Annotated in this window: 27 protein-coding genes and 3 pseudogenes; 11 read left to right on the top strand and 19 right to left on the bottom strand. The window is 44.8% G+C overall.

From position 1 onward, the window contains the following. Positions 1–75: 75 nt before the first annotated feature. From tnpB (DSL64_RS29500) to DSL64_RS03500, 7 genes and pseudogenes are all read right to left on the bottom strand, one after another. A pseudogene (gene tnpB / locus DSL64_RS29500) lies at positions 76–210 on the bottom strand (IS66 family insertion sequence element accessory protein TnpB); the annotation flags it as partial. Positions 211–248: 38 nt separating this feature from the next. Further along, a pseudogene (gene tnpB, locus DSL64_RS29495) lies at positions 249–410 on the bottom strand (IS66 family insertion sequence element accessory protein TnpB); the annotation flags it as partial. A gap of 71 nt (positions 411–481) precedes the next feature. Further along, positions 482–682, bottom strand: a pseudogene (gene tnpA / locus DSL64_RS29640) (IS66 family insertion sequence element accessory protein TnpA); the annotation flags it as partial. A 206-nt stretch (positions 683–888) separates the two neighbouring features. Beyond that, positions 889–1,074 (bottom strand): helix-turn-helix domain-containing protein, encoded by a 186-nt coding sequence (locus DSL64_RS29490; RefSeq protein WP_374755820.1) that lies wholly within the window; start codon positions 1,072–1,074, stop codon positions 889–891. 382 nt (positions 1,075–1,456) lie between these two features. Continuing rightward, the gene (locus DSL64_RS03510) at positions 1,457–1,978 is read right to left on the bottom strand and encodes a hypothetical protein (RefSeq protein WP_115829273.1); all 522 of its coding nucleotides are present in this window, start codon (positions 1,976–1,978) and stop codon (positions 1,457–1,459) included. 202 nt (positions 1,979–2,180) lie between these two features. Then, positions 2,181–2,585: a hypothetical protein gene (locus tag DSL64_RS03505; protein ID WP_147300322.1), complete on the bottom strand. Its 405-nt coding sequence runs from the start codon at positions 2,583–2,585 to the stop codon at positions 2,181–2,183. Between the two features lie 42 nt (positions 2,586–2,627). Continuing rightward, the gene (locus tag DSL64_RS03500; RefSeq protein WP_262512404.1) at positions 2,628–3,137 is read right to left on the bottom strand and encodes an RHS repeat protein; all 510 of its coding nucleotides are present in this window, start codon (positions 3,135–3,137) and stop codon (positions 2,628–2,630) included. A 225-nt stretch (positions 3,138–3,362) separates the two neighbouring features. Between DSL64_RS03500 and DSL64_RS29130 the strand changes: the two genes are divergently transcribed. Next, a complete protein-coding gene (locus DSL64_RS29130; RefSeq protein WP_199539321.1) occupies positions 3,363–3,536 on the top strand; it encodes a virulence RhuM family protein in 174 nt (57 codons plus the stop codon). An 87-nt stretch (positions 3,537–3,623) separates the two neighbouring features. Beyond that, positions 3,624–4,028 (top strand): hypothetical protein, encoded by a 405-nt coding sequence (locus DSL64_RS03490; protein ID WP_115829269.1) that lies wholly within the window; start codon positions 3,624–3,626, stop codon positions 4,026–4,028. Between the two features lie 180 nt (positions 4,029–4,208). On the opposite strand, the gene DSL64_RS29255 is transcribed toward DSL64_RS03490, so the two are convergent. From DSL64_RS29255 to mnmE, 5 genes are all read right to left on the bottom strand, one after another. Then, positions 4,209–4,646: a DUF5655 domain-containing protein gene (locus tag DSL64_RS29255; protein ID WP_229216942.1), complete on the bottom strand. Its 438-nt coding sequence runs from the start codon at positions 4,644–4,646 to the stop codon at positions 4,209–4,211. 90 nt (positions 4,647–4,736) lie between these two features. Continuing rightward, the gene (locus DSL64_RS29250; protein ID WP_229216941.1) at positions 4,737–5,123 is read right to left on the bottom strand and encodes a PDDEXK family nuclease; all 387 of its coding nucleotides are present in this window, start codon (positions 5,121–5,123) and stop codon (positions 4,737–4,739) included. Positions 5,124–5,249: 126 nt separating this feature from the next. Next, positions 5,250–5,561, bottom strand: a complete 312-nt coding sequence (locus tag DSL64_RS03480) for a nucleotidyltransferase domain-containing protein (RefSeq protein WP_115829268.1) — start codon at positions 5,559–5,561, stop codon at positions 5,250–5,252. Continuing rightward, positions 5,558–6,040: a nucleotidyltransferase substrate binding protein gene (locus DSL64_RS03475; RefSeq protein WP_115829267.1), complete on the bottom strand. Its 483-nt coding sequence runs from the start codon at positions 6,038–6,040 to the stop codon at positions 5,558–5,560. The genes DSL64_RS03480 and DSL64_RS03475 overlap by 4 nt, the downstream gene beginning before the upstream one ends. 57 nt (positions 6,041–6,097) lie before the next feature. Further along, positions 6,098–7,462, bottom strand: coding sequence for a tRNA uridine-5-carboxymethylaminomethyl(34) synthesis GTPase MnmE (gene mnmE, locus DSL64_RS03470; protein WP_115829266.1), 1,365 nt, complete (start codon positions 7,460–7,462; stop codon positions 6,098–6,100). A 158-nt stretch (positions 7,463–7,620) separates the two neighbouring features. On the opposite strand from mnmE, the gene DSL64_RS03465 reads away from it, so the two are divergent. The 7 genes from DSL64_RS03465 (at position 7,621) to DSL64_RS03435 (ending at position 14,958) form a co-directional block, all read left to right on the top strand. Then, positions 7,621–8,202, top strand: a complete 582-nt coding sequence (locus DSL64_RS03465) for a 7-carboxy-7-deazaguanine synthase QueE (RefSeq protein ID WP_115829569.1) — start codon at positions 7,621–7,623, stop codon at positions 8,200–8,202. Beyond that, a complete protein-coding gene (locus DSL64_RS03460; RefSeq protein ID WP_229216940.1) occupies positions 8,157–10,100 on the top strand; it encodes an OmpA family protein in 1,944 nt (647 codons plus the stop codon). The genes DSL64_RS03465 and DSL64_RS03460 overlap by 46 nt, the downstream gene beginning before the upstream one ends. Positions 10,101–10,262: 162 nt before the next feature. Beyond that, positions 10,263–11,225: a thioredoxin-disulfide reductase gene (gene trxB, locus DSL64_RS03455; RefSeq protein WP_115829265.1), complete on the top strand. Its 963-nt coding sequence runs from the start codon at positions 10,263–10,265 to the stop codon at positions 11,223–11,225. 96 nt (positions 11,226–11,321) lie between these two features. Beyond that, positions 11,322–12,401, top strand: coding sequence for a M23 family metallopeptidase (locus DSL64_RS03450; protein ID WP_199539320.1), 1,080 nt, complete (start codon positions 11,322–11,324; stop codon positions 12,399–12,401). A 12-nt stretch (positions 12,402–12,413) separates the two neighbouring features. Beyond that, positions 12,414–13,145: a bacillithiol biosynthesis deacetylase BshB1 gene (gene bshB1 / locus DSL64_RS03445; RefSeq protein WP_115829263.1), complete on the top strand. Its 732-nt coding sequence runs from the start codon at positions 12,414–12,416 to the stop codon at positions 13,143–13,145. A 98-nt stretch (positions 13,146–13,243) separates the two neighbouring features. After that, positions 13,244–13,792, top strand: a complete 549-nt coding sequence (gene msrB, locus DSL64_RS03440; protein ID WP_115829262.1) for a peptide-methionine (R)-S-oxide reductase MsrB — start codon at positions 13,244–13,246, stop codon at positions 13,790–13,792. 188 nt (positions 13,793–13,980) lie between these two features. Beyond that, complete coding sequence (locus DSL64_RS03435; RefSeq protein WP_115829261.1) at positions 13,981–14,958, top strand: c-type cytochrome; 978 nt, start codon at positions 13,981–13,983, stop codon at positions 14,956–14,958. Here DSL64_RS03435 and DSL64_RS03430 read toward each other — a convergent pair. The 5 genes from DSL64_RS03430 to DSL64_RS03410 all read right to left on the bottom strand — a co-directional run bounded on the left by DSL64_RS03430 (position 14,942) and on the right by DSL64_RS03410 (position 20,169). Beyond that, complete coding sequence (locus DSL64_RS03430; protein ID WP_115829260.1) at positions 14,942–15,670, bottom strand: pseudouridine synthase; 729 nt, start codon at positions 15,668–15,670, stop codon at positions 14,942–14,944. The genes DSL64_RS03435 and DSL64_RS03430 overlap by 17 nt on opposite strands. Before the next feature lie 38 nt (positions 15,671–15,708). Beyond that, the gene (locus DSL64_RS03425) at positions 15,709–16,434 is read right to left on the bottom strand and encodes a DUF1361 domain-containing protein (RefSeq protein WP_229216939.1); all 726 of its coding nucleotides are present in this window, start codon (positions 16,432–16,434) and stop codon (positions 15,709–15,711) included. Positions 16,435–16,600: 166 nt separating this feature from the next. After that, complete coding sequence (locus DSL64_RS03420; RefSeq protein ID WP_229216938.1) at positions 16,601–17,884, bottom strand: DEAD/DEAH box helicase; 1,284 nt, start codon at positions 17,882–17,884, stop codon at positions 16,601–16,603. A gap of 213 nt (positions 17,885–18,097) precedes the next feature. Beyond that, positions 18,098–18,460 carry a DUF779 domain-containing protein gene (locus DSL64_RS03415; RefSeq protein ID WP_115829259.1) on the bottom strand — a complete coding sequence of 121 codons (363 nt, stop codon included), beginning with the start codon at positions 18,458–18,460 and terminating at the stop codon, positions 18,098–18,100. A gap of 161 nt (positions 18,461–18,621) precedes the next feature. Beyond that, positions 18,622–20,169 carry an aldehyde dehydrogenase family protein gene (locus DSL64_RS03410; RefSeq protein ID WP_115829258.1) on the bottom strand — a complete coding sequence of 516 codons (1,548 nt, stop codon included), beginning with the start codon at positions 20,167–20,169 and terminating at the stop codon, positions 18,622–18,624. A 224-nt stretch (positions 20,170–20,393) separates the two neighbouring features. Between DSL64_RS03410 and DSL64_RS03405 the strand changes: the two genes are divergently transcribed. Continuing rightward, positions 20,394–21,323, top strand: coding sequence for an AraC family transcriptional regulator (locus tag DSL64_RS03405; RefSeq protein ID WP_115829257.1), 930 nt, complete (start codon positions 20,394–20,396; stop codon positions 21,321–21,323). 7 nt (positions 21,324–21,330) lie between these two features. Here the strand turns inward: DSL64_RS03405 and DSL64_RS03400 are convergent, their stop codons facing one another. Both DSL64_RS03400 and DSL64_RS03395 read right to left on the bottom strand, forming a co-directional pair. After that, positions 21,331–21,804 carry a DUF1905 domain-containing protein gene (locus tag DSL64_RS03400; protein ID WP_115829256.1) on the bottom strand — a complete coding sequence of 158 codons (474 nt, stop codon included), beginning with the start codon at positions 21,802–21,804 and terminating at the stop codon, positions 21,331–21,333. A 23-nt stretch (positions 21,805–21,827) separates the two neighbouring features. Then, positions 21,828–22,469 (bottom strand): 3-keto-disaccharide hydrolase, encoded by a 642-nt coding sequence (locus tag DSL64_RS03395; RefSeq protein WP_115829255.1) that lies wholly within the window; start codon positions 22,467–22,469, stop codon positions 21,828–21,830. 165 nt (positions 22,470–22,634) lie between these two features. On the opposite strand from DSL64_RS03395, the gene DSL64_RS03390 reads away from it, so the two are divergent. Then, on the top strand, positions 22,635–24,404 hold the full coding sequence (locus DSL64_RS03390) for an ABC transporter ATP-binding protein (RefSeq protein WP_115829254.1): 1,770 nt from the start codon (positions 22,635–22,637) through the stop codon (positions 24,402–24,404).

Below are 24,404 nucleotides of genomic sequence, written 5' to 3'. Positions count from 1 at the left end.
TGTTCAAATAAGAAGTAATTAAGGCAGAAAAACAAACAGTTCAACCAGGAAAGCCGACTGGACCGGTCTGACCCTTTACCCTAAATACCGGCGATTTAACATTACACCTTGCAGAAGAAGTATAAGCTGATGGCTGGTAAGGGATATATTATCTCCTTTGGGCCATTCGAAAGTGCCTTGTTCCAACTTTTTGACATACATCGCAAAACCGTCCCGATCCCACCGCGCGGCGGCCGCTGCAAGAGCCGGCTCTGATTGAGGCGTTTATCCAAGAAAACAAAAACATCACCACTCGTTGGATTAAAGCCTAACTCATTGTGAAACAGCCCAGCCAAACTGTATATCCCATAGCGCATGTTAGTCGGGCTACTATACAAGAAGTACCGACAACTATTAGATAATGCAAGCATTTTAAAGAATCAGCTTTTTGATTAATGAAGCGTCGAGTGATCCGAACATCACTATACGCGCCAGATGGGAAAGTAATAGCGGCCAGCGCCTGCTGGCTTTTCTCAACTACTACATCCGGTAGTTGAACCTGTATCTGGTTGAACCCATGAGATGGTACAACCGGAGCGACATTCTTGCGATAGATTTTTTTAACCCAGTAATTGAATTTGTGGTATCCTATACCATTTTGATTGCAAAAAGCCTTTTTGAAATGTAGCAAAACCTTTACCATTGAAAGGACAAATTGTTAGATATAGGTATGTATTTTCATAGCGGTACGCCGCCCAGCGGCCTATTTTTTACCGGTGCTATTGGCCGATGTACTGTGGAAGCCCATTTTCTGCTTAATTCTGTGCGCGTACCCGCCCTGAGCGCCGCTGCGATGAAAAAATATTGCACTATCTGGAAAATCTGACCGTAGATTACAAATTATTTCCGTTAGGCGCTCCGATTAAATTCCTCAACGCTTCCTGGTTTCTGGCGAACGTTAACAGGTCTACCTGTTTTTAGCTTGATTTTTAGTCTTTTACACAAATCACTCACTCCGCCAATAGTGTACTTTACGCCTAGATTCCCAGCTAAATAAGCCTGGATATCAGCCAGAGTCTGAGCCTGATCTGACAGCAGAAATGCACGTAGCTAACTTATCTGAACACTACCGCATCGGCCCGATCAGTTTGCCCCACCAGCGTTCAGAGTAGGTTGATAACAAACCTATTTATCCCTTCTTTCATATAACTACTCCACAAGCGCTGCGATTGCCGCTCACCTAAACCGATTGCTGCACTTGCAGCTGACTGGCTACGAAACTGACCTGTTTTCAGCGATCTTATAAATCGAATGCGATCACGTCGCATAGCATTCTTCTCTCGCTTTTCTAATTGGAGTAAATCCGATTCAGACTCTTTTATAATGTCGGCATATTTCATATGTAAATACACGACTTTTTATTTCTAATTTAGTATTACAAACCGTTCTAGCTGTATTCAATCACTGAAAAATTCCCCTATCTTACACCTACTGAATATGCGTGAATTTTACTAATATCAGTTACATCTAAATTTGTTATTTTATTTTTCTTCAAAAGGTCTCTCACTTTTTTTGTGCAAAAAAGTAATACTGTTTCATCAGGACTAAATAGATTACTTTTATCCCAAGTCGCATAATCAAACTTATATCCTTTATAAAATCCTGCTTCTTTTGGTTGTTCTAGTTTACCACATCTGCCTGTTACCTGTAGCCCATAGTATTTCTCACTTATGCCACTAATACTTATTTGATATCCCTTCCAACCGGATATAAGATGTTCTTTCAACAAACTATAAAACCTTTCAGAGATAGCAAAATTTGAGGTATCTTGAAAGCCAACAACGTCGTATAGCTTATTTCCTTCCGTTATTTCCATTTCAAACGGTTCGACTGGTATGAACTCAGCTTGATTTAGTTTTATTTGATCATATTCGATTAAACTCTGAATCAAAGCTTCATCTGTTTCTCTTTTTATTCCGATGTTAAAAAATGCGTCCATGTTAAAATCCGTGACTTTTCATTAATGAATTTCCAAAATTTTGAATCTGATGAAGATCTGCATTGGGATATTGCCTAAAAAATCCGTCCCAGGCCTTATTATAAGGGCCTGCGGCACTCCTATGTGCTGCGCTCTGCCACCATGTAAGATTTTTGGGATCATGTACATTTAAGCCAACCCTGCTAAAATGCTTTTGAAAGCGTTATGCCTGGGGATAGACATGATGAGCATCCATTCCCGTACCGCTCTTTCCTGTCAATACCTGTAAGTTATATCTATAATTATTTCCTGTAAAGGACTTAAAAGCATTGGTTCCTGTCTTTGCTCCTTGATTTGGCAACGGAACAGTATAGCGATTTCCTGTTGTTTCAAAAAATTCAGTTGTGGCATATTGATACTTACTCAGTGTGTTTCCTGTGAAAGAGCTAACTCCCCCCCAACGCCTTGCTTCAACAAAACCTTGACTAAGTCCATTGGATAATCCGCCACCTGCACCATTGATTAAAACATTTCCGACACCTGCTAAAAATCCGTCTCCAGATAATGGACTCACAGCACCTCCAAGTATTCCCGCCAGTAACAGCACCAGTAATGACGTTTCCTGCAACTCTTTTTATGACCGGACTGGCTATATCTACAAGAATATCATTTACTTAACCGGCGCAATCTGCTTACCTATTTCAGATCCCACATATCCAGTTGCCGCTACAGTAGCGGCCGATAGCGCGGCGTTCTCCCAGCTTAGCCCATCGAGAAGTGCATTTCCTCCACTAAGAATAGCCCCTGTGGCTGCTGACCCCGCATAACCTCCAGTGAAACCCGCTACAAAACCTACGCCAAAATATCTGAATGCCTTCCAACCATTTCCGTCAAGATTACTAAGATTAGTTGCAAGGTTATATACTCCCGTAAATACAACAATAATAAGGTTATCAACAACGACTACTTGTCCTGATGGGTCCGTGTAACGCAGCGGATTGTTCCATACGTAGCTATACCGGTTATAACTTTGGGTCATACCTGGCTCTTGAACATAATTAGCAGGTGATAGCATTCTTCCGAGCACAGGGTCATACATCCGCCCGTTCATATTGATGAGTCCGAACTGATCCAGCATCTCGTGGCCTGTGTAACCTCTGTAAAGCCAGACTGGTGGCAGACCTGTAGTCGTTGTTGGCGTGAGCAGTGCCCAACTGGCCGGATTACGTCTTCTGCCCCAGGCGTCAAAGGAGGTGGCCGTTCTACCTTGGGTAGTATTCGTAATGGAGGAAAAAGCCCATCCTCGGAAGGAAATCCGTTACCTCCTTCTCCAAACCGAAAATACTTGATTTTTATTTTAACCTTCCTTTTATCAGCTTTTGGTTACTTCAAAGCAAATCTTGGCATGGGGAATCAAATAGAAATTTACGAAACCAGTGACGGTAAAACTCTGATCGAGGTAAAATTTGATCAGGAGACAGTTTGCCTTACACAGAGAACGATGGCTGAGCTTTTTCAGACGACCGTGCAGAACATCAATATGCGCCTTGGCAATGTGTGTTCGGCGATGGAGAACTGACAGAGGAAGCAATTATTAAGGATTTCTTAATAGTTCGAAAGGAGGGAAAAATAGAGGTGAAACGGAACCAGAAGGTTCATAATCTTGATGCAATTATCTCAGTGGGTTACCCAGCACTTAAAAGACTATTTAATACAGGGTCAAGTCATCAACGAGAAGCGATTAGCCCAGCAGCAACAGCAGATCCAAACCCTGAAAGACGGGATTCGTATACTAAACATAGCTATTGAAACGAAAATCGGAGATCCCGACATTGGGTGGCTTGACCAATTTGCGAAGGGTCTGGAACTCCTAGATGACTCCGATCATGAAAATCTTGGCCAGAAAGATCGAAACACGCATCCGGCAACATACCCTGAATTTCCAAGCTATCAAAATCTCACCGAAGCCATGAGAAGTGATTTCGGAGATATTGACTTTTATCCACCTATCGAAGAAAAGGCGGCTACTCTATTTAATCATCAAGAACCATTCGTTTGTACACGACAATAAACAAATCGCTGTCGCCTGTTTTTACCTTTTCTGGAAATGAACGTTTTGTTAAAATCAAAAGACGGAAATTTGCTCACCAGCAATGAAGTACTTACTCTTTTGACACTTCTTTACGGCCGCCAGAAAGCCGGAAGAAACACAGGCGGTTAAAAATTTGATTGTGAGTTTATTGAATCGATATCAGTTAGTCAATGCTTGCTTCACCAGACTCATAGTGTATTCAAGATTCTTTGTGTCACTTACTCTGATTTCATAGTCTCCATTTCCCCAGGTTCCTACATTGGAAACATCCCGGGAAATATGCTTGGGATCATCCAGTACTCCCCATTTGAGATTGATCCAGCATTTAAGCTCCGATTTCAAAACCAGCACATCTGCAAATATTTTCCCTCGGTGAGTAAAGCCAATCACCATTTTCTGAGGCTTGATCTCAATATCCGGGTCAAGGTTCTGGATGGCATTCCTGAAGCTCTCGTACAATTCCGTTACTTCATCCGACTTTCCTTTCAAGTGATCTTCCTCTGCATATACCTTGATTTCCTTTGCAAGCTTGCTGATTTGAGAATCGTAACCTTTCTGCATTGGCTTAATACTGGGCGCTGATTTTGATTTTTTCACCTGACTGACCGTAATAAGGTCATTTTCGAATCGCTTGATTTCCCACAGCTCAATACCGAGGTCCTTAAAATTGGTAGACTGCTTTTGAAACTATGTGAACGACGGGGAGACGAAAATGATACGGCTTTGGGACCAGTCCACTTCGTCGCGTTTAAGACTTAGCCCATTCGCCTCGTTGTACTCCACAATAAAGTCAGCCTTGTATTCCAGCATCAGGTTCAGATACGACACGCCCTGATCTACCACGCTGTAATTCTGCCCCCGCTTATACTCAATGATTACAAACGCATTGCTCTCAGGATCGAAGGCAAGTGTATCGATCCGAGACTGTTTAATCGTAAACTCTGACTTCACCATTTTCAGAGATGTCAGTATTTCCAAATTTTGCTCAAATAGCGTCTGAATTTCCCTTTCGAGCTTAAAAGGATTCTCTTGTAGCGTTGTGAGGGTTTGTTTGTTGTTCTTGAAAATTTGCATTCTATTTTAATTAACTATGTTATTCATAGTTGTCTGTCCATTCCCTTAGTTTTTTCTATAAACACACTGATTTTCCGGAGTACGCTACTAGCAGAGTGATGGTGAACTGAAGACTCATTCCCTCACTCAAACATCACTTCTCTGATAAAACACAACTCCTTTTCGTTCAATATGCTCAACCAGATCCGGATTACTTATTTGATGTAGAAGTGCCAGGTCAATTTTATAGGGAAGCAGCAGGTCATCAAGTTCCAGTTCTATTTTAAATAATTGGGATAAATTGAGTTCAGCTCCCACCAGTACAAGATCAATATCCGATCCATTGCGGTAATTTCCTTTCGCACGCGAACCATACAGGATGGCTTTTTCCGCCTGTGGATATTTGGTAAATACACCCTGGATGGCTGCTATTGTTTTTTCTGATAATCCGTGATTCATTCTTTTGTAAATAAGTTACCCTGCTTTCCGGTTCGTTTCTCCTCCATGGTATTAGCAAAAGCCAGGAAAGCAGGCAAATAAACATCCATAATCTGCGTAAAAATCACATCTGCAGTTTCTTCATTGTAGGTATGAGAAGTCTGGTTACGGCTTTTAATCATCTCCATCCAAATGTCGCCATCAACAATCAGCTCTGCCGCAAAAGCCGCTCTTGTAGCATCCCTTGAACCCAATACCTTTATATCAGCCTCATATAGCAAAAAGTCCTTCATCACATTCCAGGCAAGCTCATGGGTATATTCAAATCTCTGAATTAACCCTTCCTTAATGATATCATCAAGAAAATCGTCTTGATCAATACTCCCATGTTCGTCAGCCGGATAATCTTTTTTAATTTTGGATACTGCCTGATCCAATTTGTTCAACGCCTTGTTATAATTATTAAAACGCTGTTCCCAACGAATATCCTGTCCTTCCATGTCATCAAATATTTAATGCTTACGTGTTTCTATGCTGATAGAGATCTTTGTTTATGCTTATTTCCCGATACAGAACTTCGAAAATATATTATCCAGCAAATCATCCGTCACAATTGTCCCGGTAATCTCTCCCAGATGATGCAGCGAAAGCCGGATGTCCTGGGCCAGAAAATCTCCGGTTACCCCAAGGGCAAGGCCATTGAGAACGTCGGTGAGCGCACCTTGTGTTTTGATCAGGTGTTCGAAGTGACGGAGGTTGGTTACTACTGTATCGCTGGCGGCCTGTTTTTGGACGAGCGACACAAGCCTGCCTGTCAGTGCAGGTAGCTGTTGCTGTTTCTGGGCAGAGATAAAGAGCATATCCGGATTTTCAGTCTGAAGCTTTACAACCAGCTGATCATTCAGATCAATTTTGTTCATCACCCAAAGGATTTCTTTACCGTCCAGGTCATTCGCCAGCTTTTGATTTTCTTCGAGCGTCAGCTCACTATCAAACAAAAACAGCACAATATCCGCCTTTTCCATGGCAGCTTTCGAGCGCTCTATACCGATGGATTCTACAAGATCGGTGGTCTCGCGGATTCCCGCCGTGTCGATAAACCTGAATTTGAGCCCCTGCAAAACGATCGTATCTTCAATCACATCCCGTGTAGTGCCGGCTACGCTGGTCACGATCGCTTTTTCTTCATTTAAAAGCGCGTTCAGCAGTGTCGATTTTCCTACGTTCGGAGAGCCTATAATGGCTACCGGAACACCTTCCTTAAGTGCATTACCGTAGTCAAAGGATTCGATCAGTGGCGCGATCGTATCCTGAAGCGACTCAATCAGCCTTTTCAGATCGTCCCTTCCGGCAAACTCTACGTCCTCCTCGCCAAAATCCAGTTCCAGCTCAATCATCGATGCAAAATGGATCAGCTCGGTTCTCAGTGATGTCAGTTTTCTCGAAAATCCTCCTCTGAGCTGGTTCAGTGCAGTTTTGTGGCTCGCTTCCGAATCCGCAGCGATCAGATCGGCAACAGCCTCGGCCTGCACCAGGTCAAACTGTCCGTTCAGAAAAGCACGCTGGGTAAACTCTCCCGGCCTGGCTATACGGGCACTTTTCTGCACCAGCAGTTTGAGTATTTGCCTGATAATATAATCGGATCCATGACAGGAAATTTCCACAGAATCTTCTTTGGTGAAAGATCTTGGCGTTTTAAAGACACTCACCAGCACTTCATCTATGATATGATCACCTGCATGTATCGTTCCGAAATGCACGGTATGCGACTCGGCATTTTCCAGATTTTTTCCTTTAAAAACACTGTTGACAAGCGCTATCGCACCAAGTCCCGATACGCGGATAATCGCAATAGCCCCTACCCCGGAAGGTGTCGCCAATGCACAAATCACTTCCTGCTGATGTATTTGAATCGTATTCATGATGCAAAGATGCGATTCTATCAGCAAAAATACATCGGCAGCTTTTCGTATCTTTGGGGATTTTTCTGCCTTTTAGGTTGTTACATTTTTTTCAACATCTATTATTTACTGCTGTGCTTACCGAAACATTACCCATCATCACCAGCCAGCTTCCGGTTATGGAAGCATTCTACACCTTGCAGGGCGAAGGCCAGCATAGTGGAAAGGCGGCCTATTTTATCCGCCTTGGGGGCTGTGATGTAGGTTGTCACTGGTGTGATGTGAAAGAATCCTGGGAGGCGGACATACACCCGAAAACTACAATTCAAAACATCGTAGCCGGCGCTGAGCAGTTTCCGGGCAGGCTGGCCGTGATCACAGGCGGAGAGCCTTTGATGTACAATCTGGACGCACTTACGGGTGCTTTGCAGGCTGCGGGCTTTCAGACCAATATTGAAACCTCTGGGGTATACCCTTTCACCGGCCATTGGAACTGGGTCTGCTTTTCGCCCAAAAAGTTCAAGACACCCCATCCGGACATTTACAAGAACGCCAACGAGCTCAAAGCAATCATTTATAATAAGAGCGATTTCGAATTTGCCGAACAGCATGCAGCGCTCGTCTCTGACGAATGCACACTGCTTCTGCAGCCGGAATGGAGTAAGCACGAGCAAATGCTGCCTTTGATAATTGACTATATCAAAGACAATCCCAAATGGAAAATGTCGTTACAAACTCACAAGTATATGAATATTCCGTAATGCGTTATTTTCTTCTGAGCCTTCTGTGTGCCGTTTGTCTGACTTTACAGACAAACGCTCAAAATGCACCCACCAACAAACGTGCACGCGATCATTACGAAAAGGCTCAGAAAGCATGGCAGGCCAGACAGCTCAGTGAAGCGGCGATTCAATATGAAAAGGTTGTGGAACTGGAGCCGACTCATGCCGAAAGTCATCTCAGGCTTGCTCAGACCTACGAGCTGCTACGGCAACCCATTCTTGTCAAAAAGCATTATGCGGCCTTGGTAGCCCTGCAGCCCACGGCCACGCAATCTGCTACGGCTTATCAGTGGCTTGGCAAACATTTTTTCCAGCAGGAAAAGTATGACTCAGCACTGGTTTACTACGAAAAGGGACTACCCCTGTTTCAGCCTAAATCCAGCCTCTACCGCCTTACAGAGAAGTCTATTATTTCCTGCCACTTTGCATTGGAAGCCATCAAAAAGCCGCTTTCCGTTAAAAAGCAATCACTGGGAGATACAGTGAACTTTCTGCCTTCCCAGTACTTTCCGGTACTGACCGCCGACGGAGAAACACTGATTTTTTCAGGACTGACCCATGAGCGTGATGAAAATATCTATTTTACCACACGTCAGAAAAAGGGCTGGGATGTTCCTGAAGAAATATCTAAGTCAATCAATACAACCAATAATGAAGGCACCTGTGCGATCTCAGCCGACGGGAGAACGCTTGTTTTTACAGCCTGCAACCGGCCCGATGGTTACGGCAGCTGCGATCTGTACATCACCCACAAACAAGGCAGTGACTGGGGCACGCCGGTCAACATGGGAGAGCCGATCAACACCAGAGACTGGGATTCGCAGCCCTCTTTATCTGCCGACGGCCATACCTTGTACTTTGCTTCTGACCGAAAGGGCGGACACGGCAAAAAGGATATATGGGTATCATCTCTGGATAAAAAAGGAAAATGGTCTGAGCCCAAAAATCTCGGAGGTACTGTAAATACTGCAGACGATGAGAATGCTCCTTTTATTCATGCCAACGGACAAACGCTTTTCTACGCATCCAATGGCCTGCCGGGTATGGGCGGCATGGATATTTTTATTTCCCAACGCATTGATACGGTTTGGTCAGAGCCTAAAAATCTTGGTTACCCCATCAATACCGTTTCTGAGCAGGTTGGTCTTTCGATTTCCTCAGATGGCGGCATGGCCTACTATTCTGATGACTTCTCTGAGAACGGTAAAAACCGTGCACTACTCTATATGTTTAAGCTTCCTGAAAGTCTGCGTCAGGCTATTGTTCCTACGCGATATGCCAAAGGCCGGGTTTTTGATAAAAAAACAGGCAATGCCCTCGGCTCGGATATTGACCTTTACGATTTAAAATCCAAAGAAAAAGTATTTTCTTTCACCTCAGATCCCAGCACGGGAAGCTTTCTTGCAGTACTGAACAGCGGAAGTGAGTACGCTTTTTACGTCTCGAAAAGCAACTATCTTTTCAAAAGTCTGTCTTTCTCCGTAAGTGATTCTACCCCATCCGTGCAGGTTGATATCGCTTTGGAACCTATTGAAAAAAACAAGGCTGAAGTGCTCAACAACATTTTCTTTGCAACAGGCTCTTTTGAGCTGGACCAGAAATCAGCAGTAGAGCTGGATAAAATGACCGATTTTCTGCAAAACAACAAGGCTATCCGCATACAGATTTCAGGTCATACCGACGATGTGGGCTCAGACAAGGAGAATCTGGAACTGTCCCGCAAGCGGGCTTTGGCCGTTGAGCAGTATCTGATCAGATCCGGGATTCAGCAGGCCCGTATCTCTTCAGTAGGCTATGGTGAGAGCAGACCCGTGGAAGCGAATGAGACAGAAAAAGGAAGGCAGAAAAACAGACGTATAGAATGGAAGATAGAATAATGAAATTTGCATTCCGCGGTGTTTTTTCGCACTTTTGTCCTTCGGCCTGTGTTGTACTTTATGAGGATTCGCCGGCGGCCGCTTCAATGATCACACTATATTGACGACGTTTTCGTCCTCACCAGCTAAAATCGATTATCGTATTCTAAGTTTGAATAAAAAATGACATCTGAAAAAGTTTCCTGCCTTATAATTGGTTCCGGCCCTGCCGGTTATACTGCTGCTATATATGCTTCCAGAGCGGGACTGAATCCTGTTTTGTATCAGGGCGCGCAGCCTGGCGGTCAATTGACCATTACTACCGAAGTTGATAATTTTCCGGGTTATCCGGATGGGGTTACAGGCCCTGAAATGATGATCCAGTTCGAAAATCAGGCGCGCCGTTTCGGTACTGATATCCGTTACGGAATGATTACCGAAGTAGACTTCACGAGCTACCCGCACAAGGTGATCGTAGATGGTAAAAAAGAAATCATCGCCGAATCCGTAATTGTTTCTACCGGTGCCTCTGCCAAGTGGCTCGGCATTGAAGGAGAAGAAAGACTTAACGGCCATGGCGTATCTGCCTGCGCGGTTTGTGACGGATTTTTCTTCCGTGGACAGGATGTAGTTGTAGTAGGTGCCGGTGATACAGCTGCTGAAGAAGCAAGTTATCTGGCCAAACTTGCCCGCAAAGTATATCTGCTGGTCCGCAGAGACGAAATGCGCGCTTCCAAGATCATGCAAAAACGCCTGGAGACTCTTCCTAACGTTGAGATTCTGTGGAATACTGAGACAGTAAAACTCAATGGAGAGCACGGTCTGGAAAGTGTGGAAGTAAGAAACAATAAAACAGGCGAAGAAACCGTATTGAATGCAACCGGATTTTTTGTTGCGATCGGCCACAAACCTAATACTGACATATTCAAAGGTTATCTGAATATGGATGAGACAGGTTACATTCAGACTATCCCTGGTAGCTCATGCACCAACATCAAAGGTGTTTTTGCCTGCGGAGATGCCCAGGACAATGTATACCGTCAGGCTGTAACAGCTGCCGGTACAGGCTGTATGGCTGCTTTGGATGCCGAACGTTTCCTGATGGAACATGAAGTAGAAGTAATGCTTGAAGAAAGTGCTTCCTAACCGAAACACTCAATCGAAAATAACCCCGATAAATTAAATTTTGATCAGGCTACATCTGGTTAACACAACGATGTAGCCTGACTAGTGCATAGACCTATGAAAGGAAAGCTTATTGTAAGTTTGCTAATGATGGTGTGTTTGATATCCTGGAACACGCAAGCACAAGAGCGAGGAAAATTTAAGAAGAATCCGAAAATCAACCAGTCGGGAAACAATACAAACGAATCTCCCACGACAAAGGCAACTCCACAAGCCGAAGACGAATACCAGGTTCAGACATCCGGACTCAAATTTCAGAATCAATTCGAACCTGTAAAACCCCTCAATCCCGTTGTCAGTGAAGACACGACCACAGTTGATGAAGGTGAGACAGAAGTAGTTGAAGTGGTAGATTCCCTTCAGGTAGCCGACGAATGGGTGAAAGCAGCTGAATATTATGTGATCTGGGATGCGAGGGCGATCAACCCGTACGGGCTCAGTGCTTTGGAATTTGATGAACCCGTAGAACTTACCCTCTATGACGATGCTGTAAACCGCAAATGGAGCAATCCTCTTGACAAAATAAGAACTACTTCCAACTTTTCGTTCAGATGGGGCCGCTGGCATAACGGTACAGACCTCGATCTGGAAACGGGCGACAGCGTGCGCACTACCTACGACGGAATGGTGCGTATCGTAGCTTATGACGGAAGCGGTTATGGTAAATTTGTTCTGGTCCGTCATTACAATGGTCTTGAAACTTTGTACGGTCACATGTCCAAACAATTGGTTGAATCAGGCCAGTTGGTGAAAGCAGGTGAGGTACTCGGGCTCGGTGGTAATACTGGACGAAGTACAGGTTCACATTTGCACTATGAAAACCGCTACGAAGGAAACCCCTTTGATTCACGCAATATATTTGACTGGGAGAACAAACAGATCCGTTCGGATAAATTTATGCTGACCAGCAGTGTGTGGAACCACCTCAGAGGCAAATCTTCTTACAAGAGTGAGTTTGAATCCGGCGATGCAGTGCCTGTGGCGCAATCACGCTCCATTCTTCATAAAGTACGCTCCGGAGATACACTTTCTTCCATAGCAAGCCGTTACGGCGTTTCTATCAGTTCTATCGCTAAGAAAAACAGAATTTCTACCCGGTCTACTTTGCGCCTGGGCCAGAAACTTCGAATCAAATAACCCTGGTATTATATGAAACTAGACATACTTGCCATCACCGCACATCCCGATGATGTAGAGCTTTGTTGTGCCGGTACGCTGCTTGTTCAGATGGCACTTGGTAAAAAAGTAGGTATTGTGGACCTGACCCGCGGTGAGCTGGGAACCAGAGGTACCCCTGAGGGAAGAATACTTGAAGGTGCTGAAGCAGCAAGAATTCTGGGCGTAGATGTGCGTGAAAATGTTGGGCTCGCGGACGGCTTTTTTCAAAACGACGAGGCTCACCAGAAAAGAATAATTCCCTATATCAGAAAATACCAGCCTGATATCGTGATCACTAATGCGATCGACGACCGCCATCCCGATCACGGAAAAGGGGCCCGGCTCGTAGCCGACGCCTGCTTTTATTCAGGTCTGAGAATGATCGAAACCCTTGACGAAAATAGCAATCCGCAGCAAGCCTGGAGACCTAAAAATGTTTTCCATGCGATTCAGGACAGATACGTCAACCCTGATTTCATTGTTGATATCTCCGCGGTTCATGACAAGAAGATTGAAGCAGTAAGAGCATTTAAAAGTCAGTTTTTTGATGCATCCTATAACAAGACTTCTACCGAGCCTCAGAGCTACATCTCTTCACCGGAATTCCTGAATTTCATTATTGCCAGAGCTCAGGAAATGGGACATGCCATCGGTGCTCAATTCGGGGAAGGCTTTACTTCTTACAGAAAACTTGGCGTAAAAGACCTTTCTGTTTTCTCCTAGAAACTTGTGGCGCCTGATTTGTTGTTAAAATAGTGCGGCAGGTTTCAACTTTCGGATATAGCTTGTCGTATATAAAAACAGACTAAAATAACAACAACATGAGACATAAGATTGCGGTATTGCTTTGTGGGGTGTCGGCTATGCTTCTGGTGAATTGTTACGGACAGAACAATTCCAAAACGCAGCCAGACCAGAAAAATACAGTTTATTCCAGAACAGATAGTTCGCCGGTAAAGGTGTCTGACAAAGAGTGGGAAAAGATTCTTTCGCCAGAGGTATATAAGGTAGCCAGATTAAAAGGTACCGAGCGTCCCTTCACCAGTGAGTACGAGCATTCCAAAGAGGTAGGCACCTTCTACTGCGCCGTATGCGGAAACCCTCTGTTTCGCAGTAATGCCAAATACGAAAGTGGTTGCGGCTGGCCAAGCTTCTTTGAACCTATCAGTAAAAAGTCAATTTTAGAAGCTGCCGACAATAGTCTGGGTATGCGGCGAGTGGAGGTGATGTGCGGAAGATGCAAGTCCCACCTGGGGCACGTATTTGAAGATGGTCCTCCGCCTACCGGCTTACGCTACTGCATAAACGGAGTAGTACTGGATTTTGAAAAAGCGCAGGCTGCCAATAAGAAGTACAATTCTAAAAAGTAAAAGCATAGCTGTTTTACGATCCCGCTTCCCTCAGGTTGCGGGATTTTTTATGCAACAGGCATTCAATGAATAACTGAATATGACCAATCGGTTACAATTTATATTCATTCTATATTAGTACAACTTCTACTTCTCAGGTCATCAAATATCTATATTTGTGACCGTTACGTAAACAACCTCAACCCTTTATGAAAAAATTCTTCAAGATCCTGGGCTATCTGTGCCTGGGCCTGGTTGCAGCTGCAACCGCTTCCGGTATTTATGTCAAGACTATGCTTCCCGACGTCGGTGAGGCACCGCAGCTTACCGTTGACCCCACACCAGCCCGTATTGCCAGAGGAGAATACCTGGCCAATCACGTCACAGTCTGTATGGACTGTCACAGCACACGCGCCGCTGACCTTTTCTCCGGTCCTCTTTTACCCGGTAACTTTGGTGGTGGCGGTGAGCGGTTCGGCCCTGAAATGGGTTTCCCGGGCGTTTTCTACTCCCGAAACATCACACCCTTCGGAATCGGCGACTGGACAGATGGCGAACTGTACCGCGCCATAACCACAGGTGTAACCAAAAGCGGCGAAGCGCTGTTTCCTGTCATGCCCTATCACACTTACGGGCAAATGGATCCTGAGGATATTTACAGCATTATTGCTTATGTGAGAACACTTAAACCAGTAGAAAATACGCTTCCTCAAAGAGAACCTGAGTTCCCGGTCAGTATCATTCTCAACACAATGCCCGCCAAAGCCACTCCCGGAAAACGCCCATCAGACAATGATTTACTGGCACGAGGTAAATACATTACTTCTGCGGCTGCCTGCGTGGATTGTCATAGCAAAATGGATAAAGGCAGCAAAGTACCTGGTACCGAGTATGGTGGCGGAATGGAGTTTACCATGCCTGCAGGCGTGGTAAGATCGCCTAATATTACCGGCGATAAAGCGACTGGGATCGGAAGCTGGTCTGAGCAAGAGTTTATCAAGAGATTCAAAATGTATGCTGATTCGAGCTACATCCCACATCCTGTAGGACCGAAGGACATGAACACACCCATGCCATGGACCATGTACGCACGCATGGAAGAGCAGGACTTAAAGGCAATTTTTGCTTACCTGCAGAGTCTGGCGCCGATCAGCCATAAGGTAGAACGTTTCACTCCTGCCCAATAGGCACCTGTGGCCGGGATTCAGCAAAACCCAATAATTGTTTCATCCTGCTGAATTCCGGCTGATAATCAGCACGAATTTCAATTGTGTCACCTGTTAGAGGATGTTTGAATGAAAGATAACACGCATGCAGCAGCATCGTATTCATCGAAAATGTATCCAGGAAATACTTATTCTGCTTGTTACAGCCATGTGGCCTGTCACCGATGATAGGATGAAAAACATGCGCCATATGTTTGCGAAGCTGATGCATGCGTCCGGTTTGAGGATACAACTCTACCAGTGAATAGCGAGATGTAGGATGTTTACCAACCGAGAATCCAGCCTCTACCCTATCCAGTGTTCTAAGGCGCGTAACTGCCTGCTGCACTACGCCATCATCCCGCTTTAAGGCATAATCAATTTCCGATTCATCCGGCGTATAGCCTCTTACAATCGCGTGATAATGCTTGGTGACCTCCGCCTCCATAAACTGCTTTTGCATCACTCCGTTGAGCTCTTCCTGCAGCGCAAATAGCAGAATTCCACTTGTTTTCCGGTCAAGTCTATGTGAGGGATACACCCGCTTTCCGATCTGGTCCCTGAGCAGTTGCACAGCAAACACATCCGCATCTGCTGCTATGAAACTCTTATGCACCAGTAAGCCGTGCGGTTTATTGACCGCTATCAGGAAATCATCCTGAAAAACAATATCAAGAGGAGTAAAGGAAGACAAAGTGGAAAATCAGAGTAAAAAGTTTGTATATGGCCTGCTTATATCTTTTTTGTATATCTGATCCTGAACCTTATAATTGCCCATAGCACCAGATACAGTATACCAATCAGCATACCTATTTCCAATGCAAAAACCCAGGCTGTCCGGTCGAGTAAACTTTCAAGCATACTTTGAAAAATCAGCCTCGGCTCGTGAATAATATCCCAGCTGTTCATCCTTCTCACGCGCCCCAGGTACACACCAAAACCTGCCAATGGCAGACTCAGGAAAAAGAAAACGGTGCTCATCCTGCGGGTAAATACCTGCCTCCATGCCTGATGAATCCAGTAAAGAGATACCAGACCATTGAACAGACTCACCTCAGCATAAAAGAAAAGCATGATTGTGTCATGCCAGGTAAGATCTCTCTCATAGTCTACAGTAAGGTGGGCAAGGTCCGTAACCATGTACGGGGCATTGGGAAAAAAAGCCAGCCAGAATAAACTTATTGCAATAAGCGTGTAGGGAATATCGCCGAATCGTTTGGTCAGATTATTGGCAATAAATGCCGCAATCAGGGGAATCCAACTGAGGAACAGATTCCAATCCATCGAAAAGTCGACCGGAGAGTTAAAGTAAATACGAATCAGGTGAAAAAAGACCGCTACAAGACTTAGCAGTACCAGAAGCAGAAGTGAAAACAATCCTTCCATAGAAACAATAGGCGGATTAGATACAGTAAACCTATAATTTCTTATCCATTCAATAAGTCGATCAATAACCATTCAGTCAAATTTTCATCACGTTATACCACCAGTCGGCAAATGAATAGTAAAAAGAGCACATAACCTGAATATCATCATTATCGTCAAAATAAACATGATAATCGTTATATTTTCTTCTGATCTCCCCTATTTGCTCTATAAGCTAACAAACAACTGACGGCAATAGTTATGCCTGAACCGGATTTTTTGGTCCCTTATTTTTAGGTTTACGTCTTTTTTTCCCGGCTGCCGGATCGCCACTTTCTGTTTTTTTAACACCGTCAGACCGCTTTCTTCCATGAGATGAACGGCTTCTTCTGGCCTCAAAAACAGGCGCTTCACCCAACCCCAGTTCTGCTGTAACGGAACGTTTTTCCAGTTCCTTCTCAAACAGCCTTTCAATTTTCAATACATACTTTTGATCCTGTTCATTGATGAACGTGATCGCTATACCTTTTGATTCTGCACGCGCCGTTCGCCCGATACGGTGTACATAGTCTTCAGGGTCCCTGGGCACATCGTAATTCACAACGTGACTCAGGTTATCAATATCGATTCCTCTTGACAATACGTCTGTCGCAACCAGAATCGGAAATTTTCTGTTTTTGAAATCTCTTAATACCACTTCTCTTTCAGCCTGATCAGAATCTGAGGATATACCGAAAGCGCCAACTTTGAGTTTTCTCAAAGCCCGGACAATCGGATCAACTGTAGACTTGCGAGAGGTAAATAACACCATACTGATGTTTTCAACACCCGTCAGTAAATGTGTCAGTAAAGGAAGTTTTTGCTCATCCTTGGCCATATAGAACTGCTGGTCTATACGATCCGCAGGACGTGATACCGCCAGACGCACCTCCTGCGGATTGTGCAGGATACGTTTGGCAAGCTCACCGATCTTAGAAGGCATCGTAGCTGAAAACATCAGCGTTTGCCTCTTGGCCGGCAAAAAACTCATGATTTTGAGAATATCCTGCAGAAAACCCATGTCAAGCATACGATCGGCTTCATCGAGCACCAGATGCCTGATACCCTTAAAGTTAACGTATCCGAGCTGTAAATGGGCTATCAGTCTTCCCGGAGTTGCAATGATGATGTCTGCTCCCTGCGTAAGCGCTTTCTTTTGCTGGTCCCACTCCGGCCCTTTGTTACCGCCGTAAACAGCGATACTGGTAGCTCCGACAAAATATCCCAGTCCTTGTATCTGCTGGTCAATCTGTACAGCCAGCTCACGCGTAGGAACCAATATCAGCGCAGCGGTATCCGAATTAGATTCATGCGCTACTTTGTCAAGAATAGGAATCAGATAAGCAGCTGTCTTTCCTGTACCTGTTTGTGCGCAGGCTAAAAGGTCAGCTCCGGAAAGAATATGGGGAATTGCCTGCTCCTGAATAGGAGTAGCCTGCTGGTAGTTCATAGAGTCCACGGCGCTGAGAACATCCTCGTGGAGATCAAATTCGTTAAAATTCAAAGTTCAGCTTTTAAATAATTCATACAGAAATACTTCTGCAATGAATCGTTGATAATAAATCAGAGCTGACTTTAAATTATCCCAGTCAGCAAACCGCTAGATTTTACACAAATGTAAGTAATATATCTTAGAAACCGAAAGGCGCGTATACACGCGCAGACTAAACGCAGTGCTGACCAGTAAAGCGACAGATATGGAATAAATAGCTGATTACTAACTTACTTCAACCAGATCGGAAGCCTCCGAAGGCGTATACAGTCTGGATTTGGTGACAAACCTTATACCCAAAGGGATTTCAAGAGAAAAACTCGAACCACGCCCAGGCGTAACATCAATTGTAAGCTGGGTATGTTGCCAGTACTCAAACTGATCGCGGCTCATAAAAAAATCACATCCTGCAATCTGTCCGAGCAATACATCACTATCACCTGTCCTGAATTCACCCTTTTCAAAGCACATAGGCTGTGATCCGTCGCAGCATCCCCCGCTCTGGTGAAACATCAGCTCGCCATATCTTTCCCTGAGCTGGTTAACAATCATTTCAGCTTCGGGGGTAATCAATACCCTTGGAGTCATAACACCTTGAATTTAAAACCGAAAGAAATCTGAGGGAAGACGACCAATCCCCTTACCTTTAGACAGAAACCAGGTTCTGTATCAGGCGACCGCTTGGGTTGCGTATGCCTTTTTTTACAGGTAAGGGGCTATCATTGGCCGCAAATCATTCTCCTAAATTATCAAAAGAATCCGAGTTTATTCTTATCGTAAGAAATAAGCATGTTCTTTGTCTGGCGGTAATAGCCCAGCATCATCTTGTGATTCTCACGGCCAAACCCGGATTTTTTATATCCGCCAAAAGGTGCATGTGCAGGATAGGCATGGTAGTTATTGACCCACACACGGCCAGCCTGGATCGCTCTGGGCACCTGGTAAATCTCATGTGCATCCCTCGTCCACACCCCTGCTCCCAGCCCGTAGAGCGTATCATTCGCGATACTGATGGCTTCTTCCGTCGTTTTGAAAGTAGTCACACATACTACCGGCCCGAAGATTTCTTCCTGGAAAATCCTCATCTTGTTGTGTCCTTTAAAAATGGTAGGCTGAATGTAATATCCTCCCGAAATACCATTTTCAAATTTCTGTGCATCCCCTCCTGCCAACACTTCCGCTCCTTCTTCTTTTCCTATTTTCAGGTAAGAAAGAATTTTTTCATACTGATCATTCGAAGCCTGTGCACCCATCATCGTAGTCCCGTCAAGAGGGTGTCCCATTTTGATCGCTTTGGTACGCTCCACGACCCGGCTGATAAATTTGTCATAAATACTTTCATGCACAAGGATCCTGGACGGACAGGTACAAACCTCTCCCTGGTTCAAAGCAAATAGTACCGCACCCTCAATAGCCTTGTCAAAATAAGCGTCGTCTTCGTCCGCCACCGAAGGGAAGAATATATTCGGAGATTTACCTCCCAGCTCCATCGTCACCGGAATCAGATTTTCTGAAGCATATTGCATGATCAGTCGTCCGGTAGTAGTTTCTCCTGTAAATGCCACCTTGGCCACTCTCGGAGAGGATGCCAGCGGTTTTCCTGCTTCCACACCAAAACCAGAAACTACGTTCAGGACTCCCGCCGGCAATATATCTCCGATTAACTCCATTAAAACCATGATCGAAGTCGGCGTCTGTTCTGCCGGCTTAACGACCACACAACACCCGGCTGCCAGAGCCGGGGCAATTTTCCATGTCGCCATCAAAAGCGGAAAGTTCCATGGAATGATCTGAGCCACAACACCCAGGGGTTCATGTAAGTTGATGCAAACTGTATTTTCATCGTGCTCCGAAACACTGCCTTCTTCTGCACGGATCACACCTGCAAAATACCGGAAGTGGTCTACACACAGTGGTAAATCAGCCGCCCGCGTCTCGCGGATTGCCTTTCCGTTATCTATTGTCTCGACTATCGCCAGATACTCCAGATTATCCTCTATCACCTGCGCAATTTTCAGCAGCAGGTTACTTCTTGAAGTGGCTGATGATTTGCTCCAGACGGGAAAGGCTGCATGCGCGGCATCAAGTGCTGCCTCTATATCTTCTTTTGTAGAACGGGCTGCCTGCGTGAATACCTGCCCGTCGATCGGGGAAATATTATCAAAATATTCACCTTTTACAGGTGCTACAAACTGCCCGTTGATATAGTTACCATAACGTTCTTTGAAATCAGGACGTTTGGCCAGGTTCTCATTCACATGTATTGCTGATTTTGGGTCTTCGGTGATCGTATCCATAATTAAAAAAGTATTTTTAAATGAATTATTGATACAAATCTATCCGTATCAAGCGTTATTGAATGGCACAATCGTTCCAGATTGTAGCATAATTATCTCATTATTTAGAAAAATATTTACATTTATGCATTTATCCCCTAACTTCCCTGAACTGAACAAATCATGCTCTGAAAGCCAATTTTTTACAGAGATCATAAAACGAAAAACTTTAACCCGGTACTTTCATGTCAACAGGATATAAGCTGAACCAGATTGCTATCTCGGAGGAGAAATCGATGAAAACGCTGGTGGAGAACCGAAGGGCATTCACTTTGGAAAACTGCGAGCTCAATGTCTTCGAAACCCTGCAGGCTTCCGCCCTGGTACCACTTACCTTTTCAGATTTTGTGGTGACAAGTATGCTCAGAGGCAAAAAGGTGATGCATTTGTTTGACCAGCCCGGCTTCGACTACCTGCCTGGTGAGACAGTGCTGGTGCCGGCGAACGTGACGATGAAGATCGATTTCCCGGAAGCATCAGAAAACAATCCTACACAATGTATTGCACTTGCGCTGGACCATGTCAAGATTCAATCCATCGTAGACCGGCTCAATGAGCAGTACCCATTGTCTGGAAAAGACCAGCACTGGGCACTAAGCCACAACGAATACCATTTTTTGAACAATTTAGATATGGCTCAAAGCCTGAACAAACTGATCAGGATCTGCTCGGGCAATTCTTTGGGTAAAGATATTCTGGCCGACCTGACGCTTCAGGAACTGGTGGTACATATTATACAAACCCAAAACCTGTCACTGGCCAGTGATCCGAATGCCGGTCAGGACAATCCGCTGTCTTACGTGATCAGCTATATCAGAACCAACATCAGCGAGAAAATACAGGTGGACGATCTGAGTGAAAAAGCGTGCATGAGCCGCACTTCTTTTTACCGTGCATTTAAAAGAGAGTTCAACCTGAGCCCGCTGGATTTTATTCTGAAAGAGAAAATCAAAAAAGCGAAACAACTGCTCAGCGAGTCTAAATCCAGTATTTCTGACGTCTGCTATCAGCTCGGTTTTTCAGATCTGAATTATTTCGGAAGGCAATTTAAAAAACTGGAAGGCATATCTCCATCCCAGTACCGCGCAATGAGCGCCTCTGCACACTTATTGTAATAACTTCTTAAATCTCGCCCCGTTTCAGCCTGTTGATCATCATGATGGCCCTATCTACGCGCACCTGTACAGATTTGGCAGAAGCGATATAGTGTATGATACCGCGCTGTTTGCTGGGTAGGATTTCATGAAAAAGTGTATTCCCCTGCTCATCCTGGCTCAACAGTTCTCCAAGCTCCTCGGGCATATCCCTTCCGTATACGCTGTCATCTTTTTTTACAGCGGCCTTCACCGTTTGCCCCAATACCACCCGCGCCTGATTTCTGATCTGCGTGGCAACATTGATATAAAAACCGGCACCCGATATCGGACGAATCGCACATTGAAACTCAACTGTCCCGTTCAGCACGCAGCGAACACGTTCAGGTTTACGGCCCGTCACAAAAATGGCCGCCACTTCATCCGGAACCGGGATATAATAACTCCCGGCTTTTCCATCGAAGCGGTCTATTCTGGTTTCAAAGTTTACAAATTCTTCCAATGCCTGTTTTGCTATAACTGGTATTACTCAGTCAGAGGTCGTACCATAATGTCCTTATACAAAACTACGCTTTTAGGATCATGCGCCTGCAATGCAAACGTGCCGCTACCGAGTATTTTTCCTTTGCCATTCACAGAGCGTTTGTCTGCGTCACTTTCTTCGTAATCCACTACCACCTTGTCGTTGATCATGATGGTGATGTGCTTGCCTTCTACTTTGATATACTCAGTATACCACTCATTGTCTTTCACGTAAGTTTCTTTCACATCCACTACATCATACAAACTTCCGGTTCTTTTCCAGTCGGTGTGTGAGTTATTCACCTGCACCTCATAGCCTTGCGAAGGCCAGCCATCTTCCTGAAAAATGGTGTGTATAAAAATACCGGAATTCGAGCCGGGACGCGTCATTACCTTTGCTTTGAACTCAAAGTTCTTGAACATGTGATTTTTCACAGGACCTTCATAGAAAAGATGTGCACGTGGCCCAGCGACCTGAATCGCTCCATCTACAATCGAAAATGAAGATGCATTGGCCCCTACTTTCCAGCCATCCAGATTCTGGCCATTAAAAATAGAAACCCAGCCGTCCTGAGCTGCTGCGTTTCCGGCATTCATCAAAATTACTAATCCAAGCAGACTCAAAGCATGTACTAAACGTCTCATAGTAAAACAGATTTAGGTAAAAGTCAAAGCAGATATGATTTAATTTAAAGCAAGTGAAGTTATAAAAACTACTTATTCACCTATAAGATCAAACTGTTAAGCGTGAAGCGGTGTTTATGCATCAGCCTGCACGTTTTTATATCTTTGCGGGCAGAAATCATATCCATGCAAAATCCCTATATCTCGTTACTTGCCACCGCCTGGCGCTACGCACGCAGCCAGCGCAAACAGTACTTACTTGTTTATGGCATGTTCATTCTGGCCAATATTGTGCTGGCGATGCATCCTTTGTTGCTGGGCTGGTTTATTCAGTCTATCCAAAGCGAGCCTAATGATATTCCAGATAATGTCCTGCTCTTCGCCGCCGGATACATCAGTCTGACACTCGGGGAATGGGTATTTCACGGCCCTGCAAGAGTCCTTGAAAGAAAACTGGCTTTTGACCTGAGCAGAAATTTCCTGGATGAAATGTACCATCAGGCGCTACATCTGCCTACAAAATGGCATCAGGATCACCACAGCGGCTCTACGATCAACAGGATCAGAAAAGCTTATGAAGCCCTGCGTGACTTCTTTCAGAACGGCTTTATGTTCCTGCATGCCTTTGCCAAATTTATATTCTCATTCGTTGCCATTGTATGGTTCTCGCCCTTATACGGCGGTATCGGTATTTTGATCGGTATCATTACCATGCGCGTGATTTTTCTGTTCGATAAGCCTTTTATCAAAACACTCGACGAAACCAATGAAAGAGAGCACGTTGTATCTTCGACTTTATTCGATAGTCTTTCAAACATCATTACCGTGATTACCCTGCGTCTGGAAAAAAGGATGAAAGCCGGACTGATGCAAAAAGTAGCCGATGTATTTCCTCCCTTCAGAAAGACAGTCGTAATCAATGAATGGAAATGGTTTGTAGCCAGTATTTTTATTTCAATCATTTACATCGTCGTCACCCTCGGATATGTCTATCAGAATTACACACCCGGACAGGTTTTTCTGGTAGGCGGATTGGTTACGCTGCTGGGTTATGTCAACCAGTTCACGAGCGTGTTTCAGGATGTGGCCTGGCAGTATACCGAGATCATCCGCTACAATACCGAAGTACAGACAGCCCGCAGCATTGGTGAAGCGTACACCCATCAGCATATTCCCGAGGCAACCGTTCCGCTTCCTTCTGACTGGAAGGAAATTCAGATCAGCCATCTGAGTTTTGCGCACGAAGAAAACTATTCAGAGCAAAAATTGTCTCATAGTCTGCACGATCTTCAGATACGGATCCGGCGCGGGGAAAAGCTGGCCCTGATCGGTGAAAGCGGAAGCGGCAAAAGTACTCTTCTCGCTGTGCTAAGGGGTTTATACCAGCCGGAAGATCAGGTAAAAGTAGAAGTTGACAGCCAGCTCAAAGCATCGATGGGCACACTGGCCGATACAGTCACTTTATTTCCTCAGGATCCTGAAATTTTCGAAAACACCATTGAATACAACATTACCCTCGGACTTCCTTTTTCAAAAGATGAAATTATGGAAGTATGCCAAACCGCTCATTTTGCCGATGTGCTCGACAAACTCCCCAACCACCTGGATTCCAATATTCAGGAAAAGGGCGTTAATCTTTCGGGAGGGCAGAAACAACGCCTGGCGCTGGCGCGTGGGATTCTGGCGGCACGTTCGAGCGACATTGTATTACTTGATGAGCCGACCAGCAGTGTGGACCCGAAGACGGAATCGCTGATCTATGACCGGATGTTTTCCCAGTTCCGCAGCAAAGCCGTTGTATCCACGCTACACCGTTTACACCTGTTGACCAAGTTCGATTATGTATATGTGCTTAAAGACGGCAAGATCGTTGACGAAGGCACTTTCATTTATCTTAAAGAACAAAGTCCGGTGTTCAGAGAGTTATGGAAACATCAGGAAAACCTGCACCAATAG

The organism is Dyadobacter luteus, from assembly GCF_003383615.1.
Lineage (GTDB): Bacteria > Bacteroidota > Bacteroidia > Cytophagales > Spirosomataceae > Dyadobacter > Dyadobacter luteus.
The sequence above is the reverse complement of the archived record's forward strand: the minus strand, read 5'-3'. Positions and strand labels throughout refer to the sequence as shown.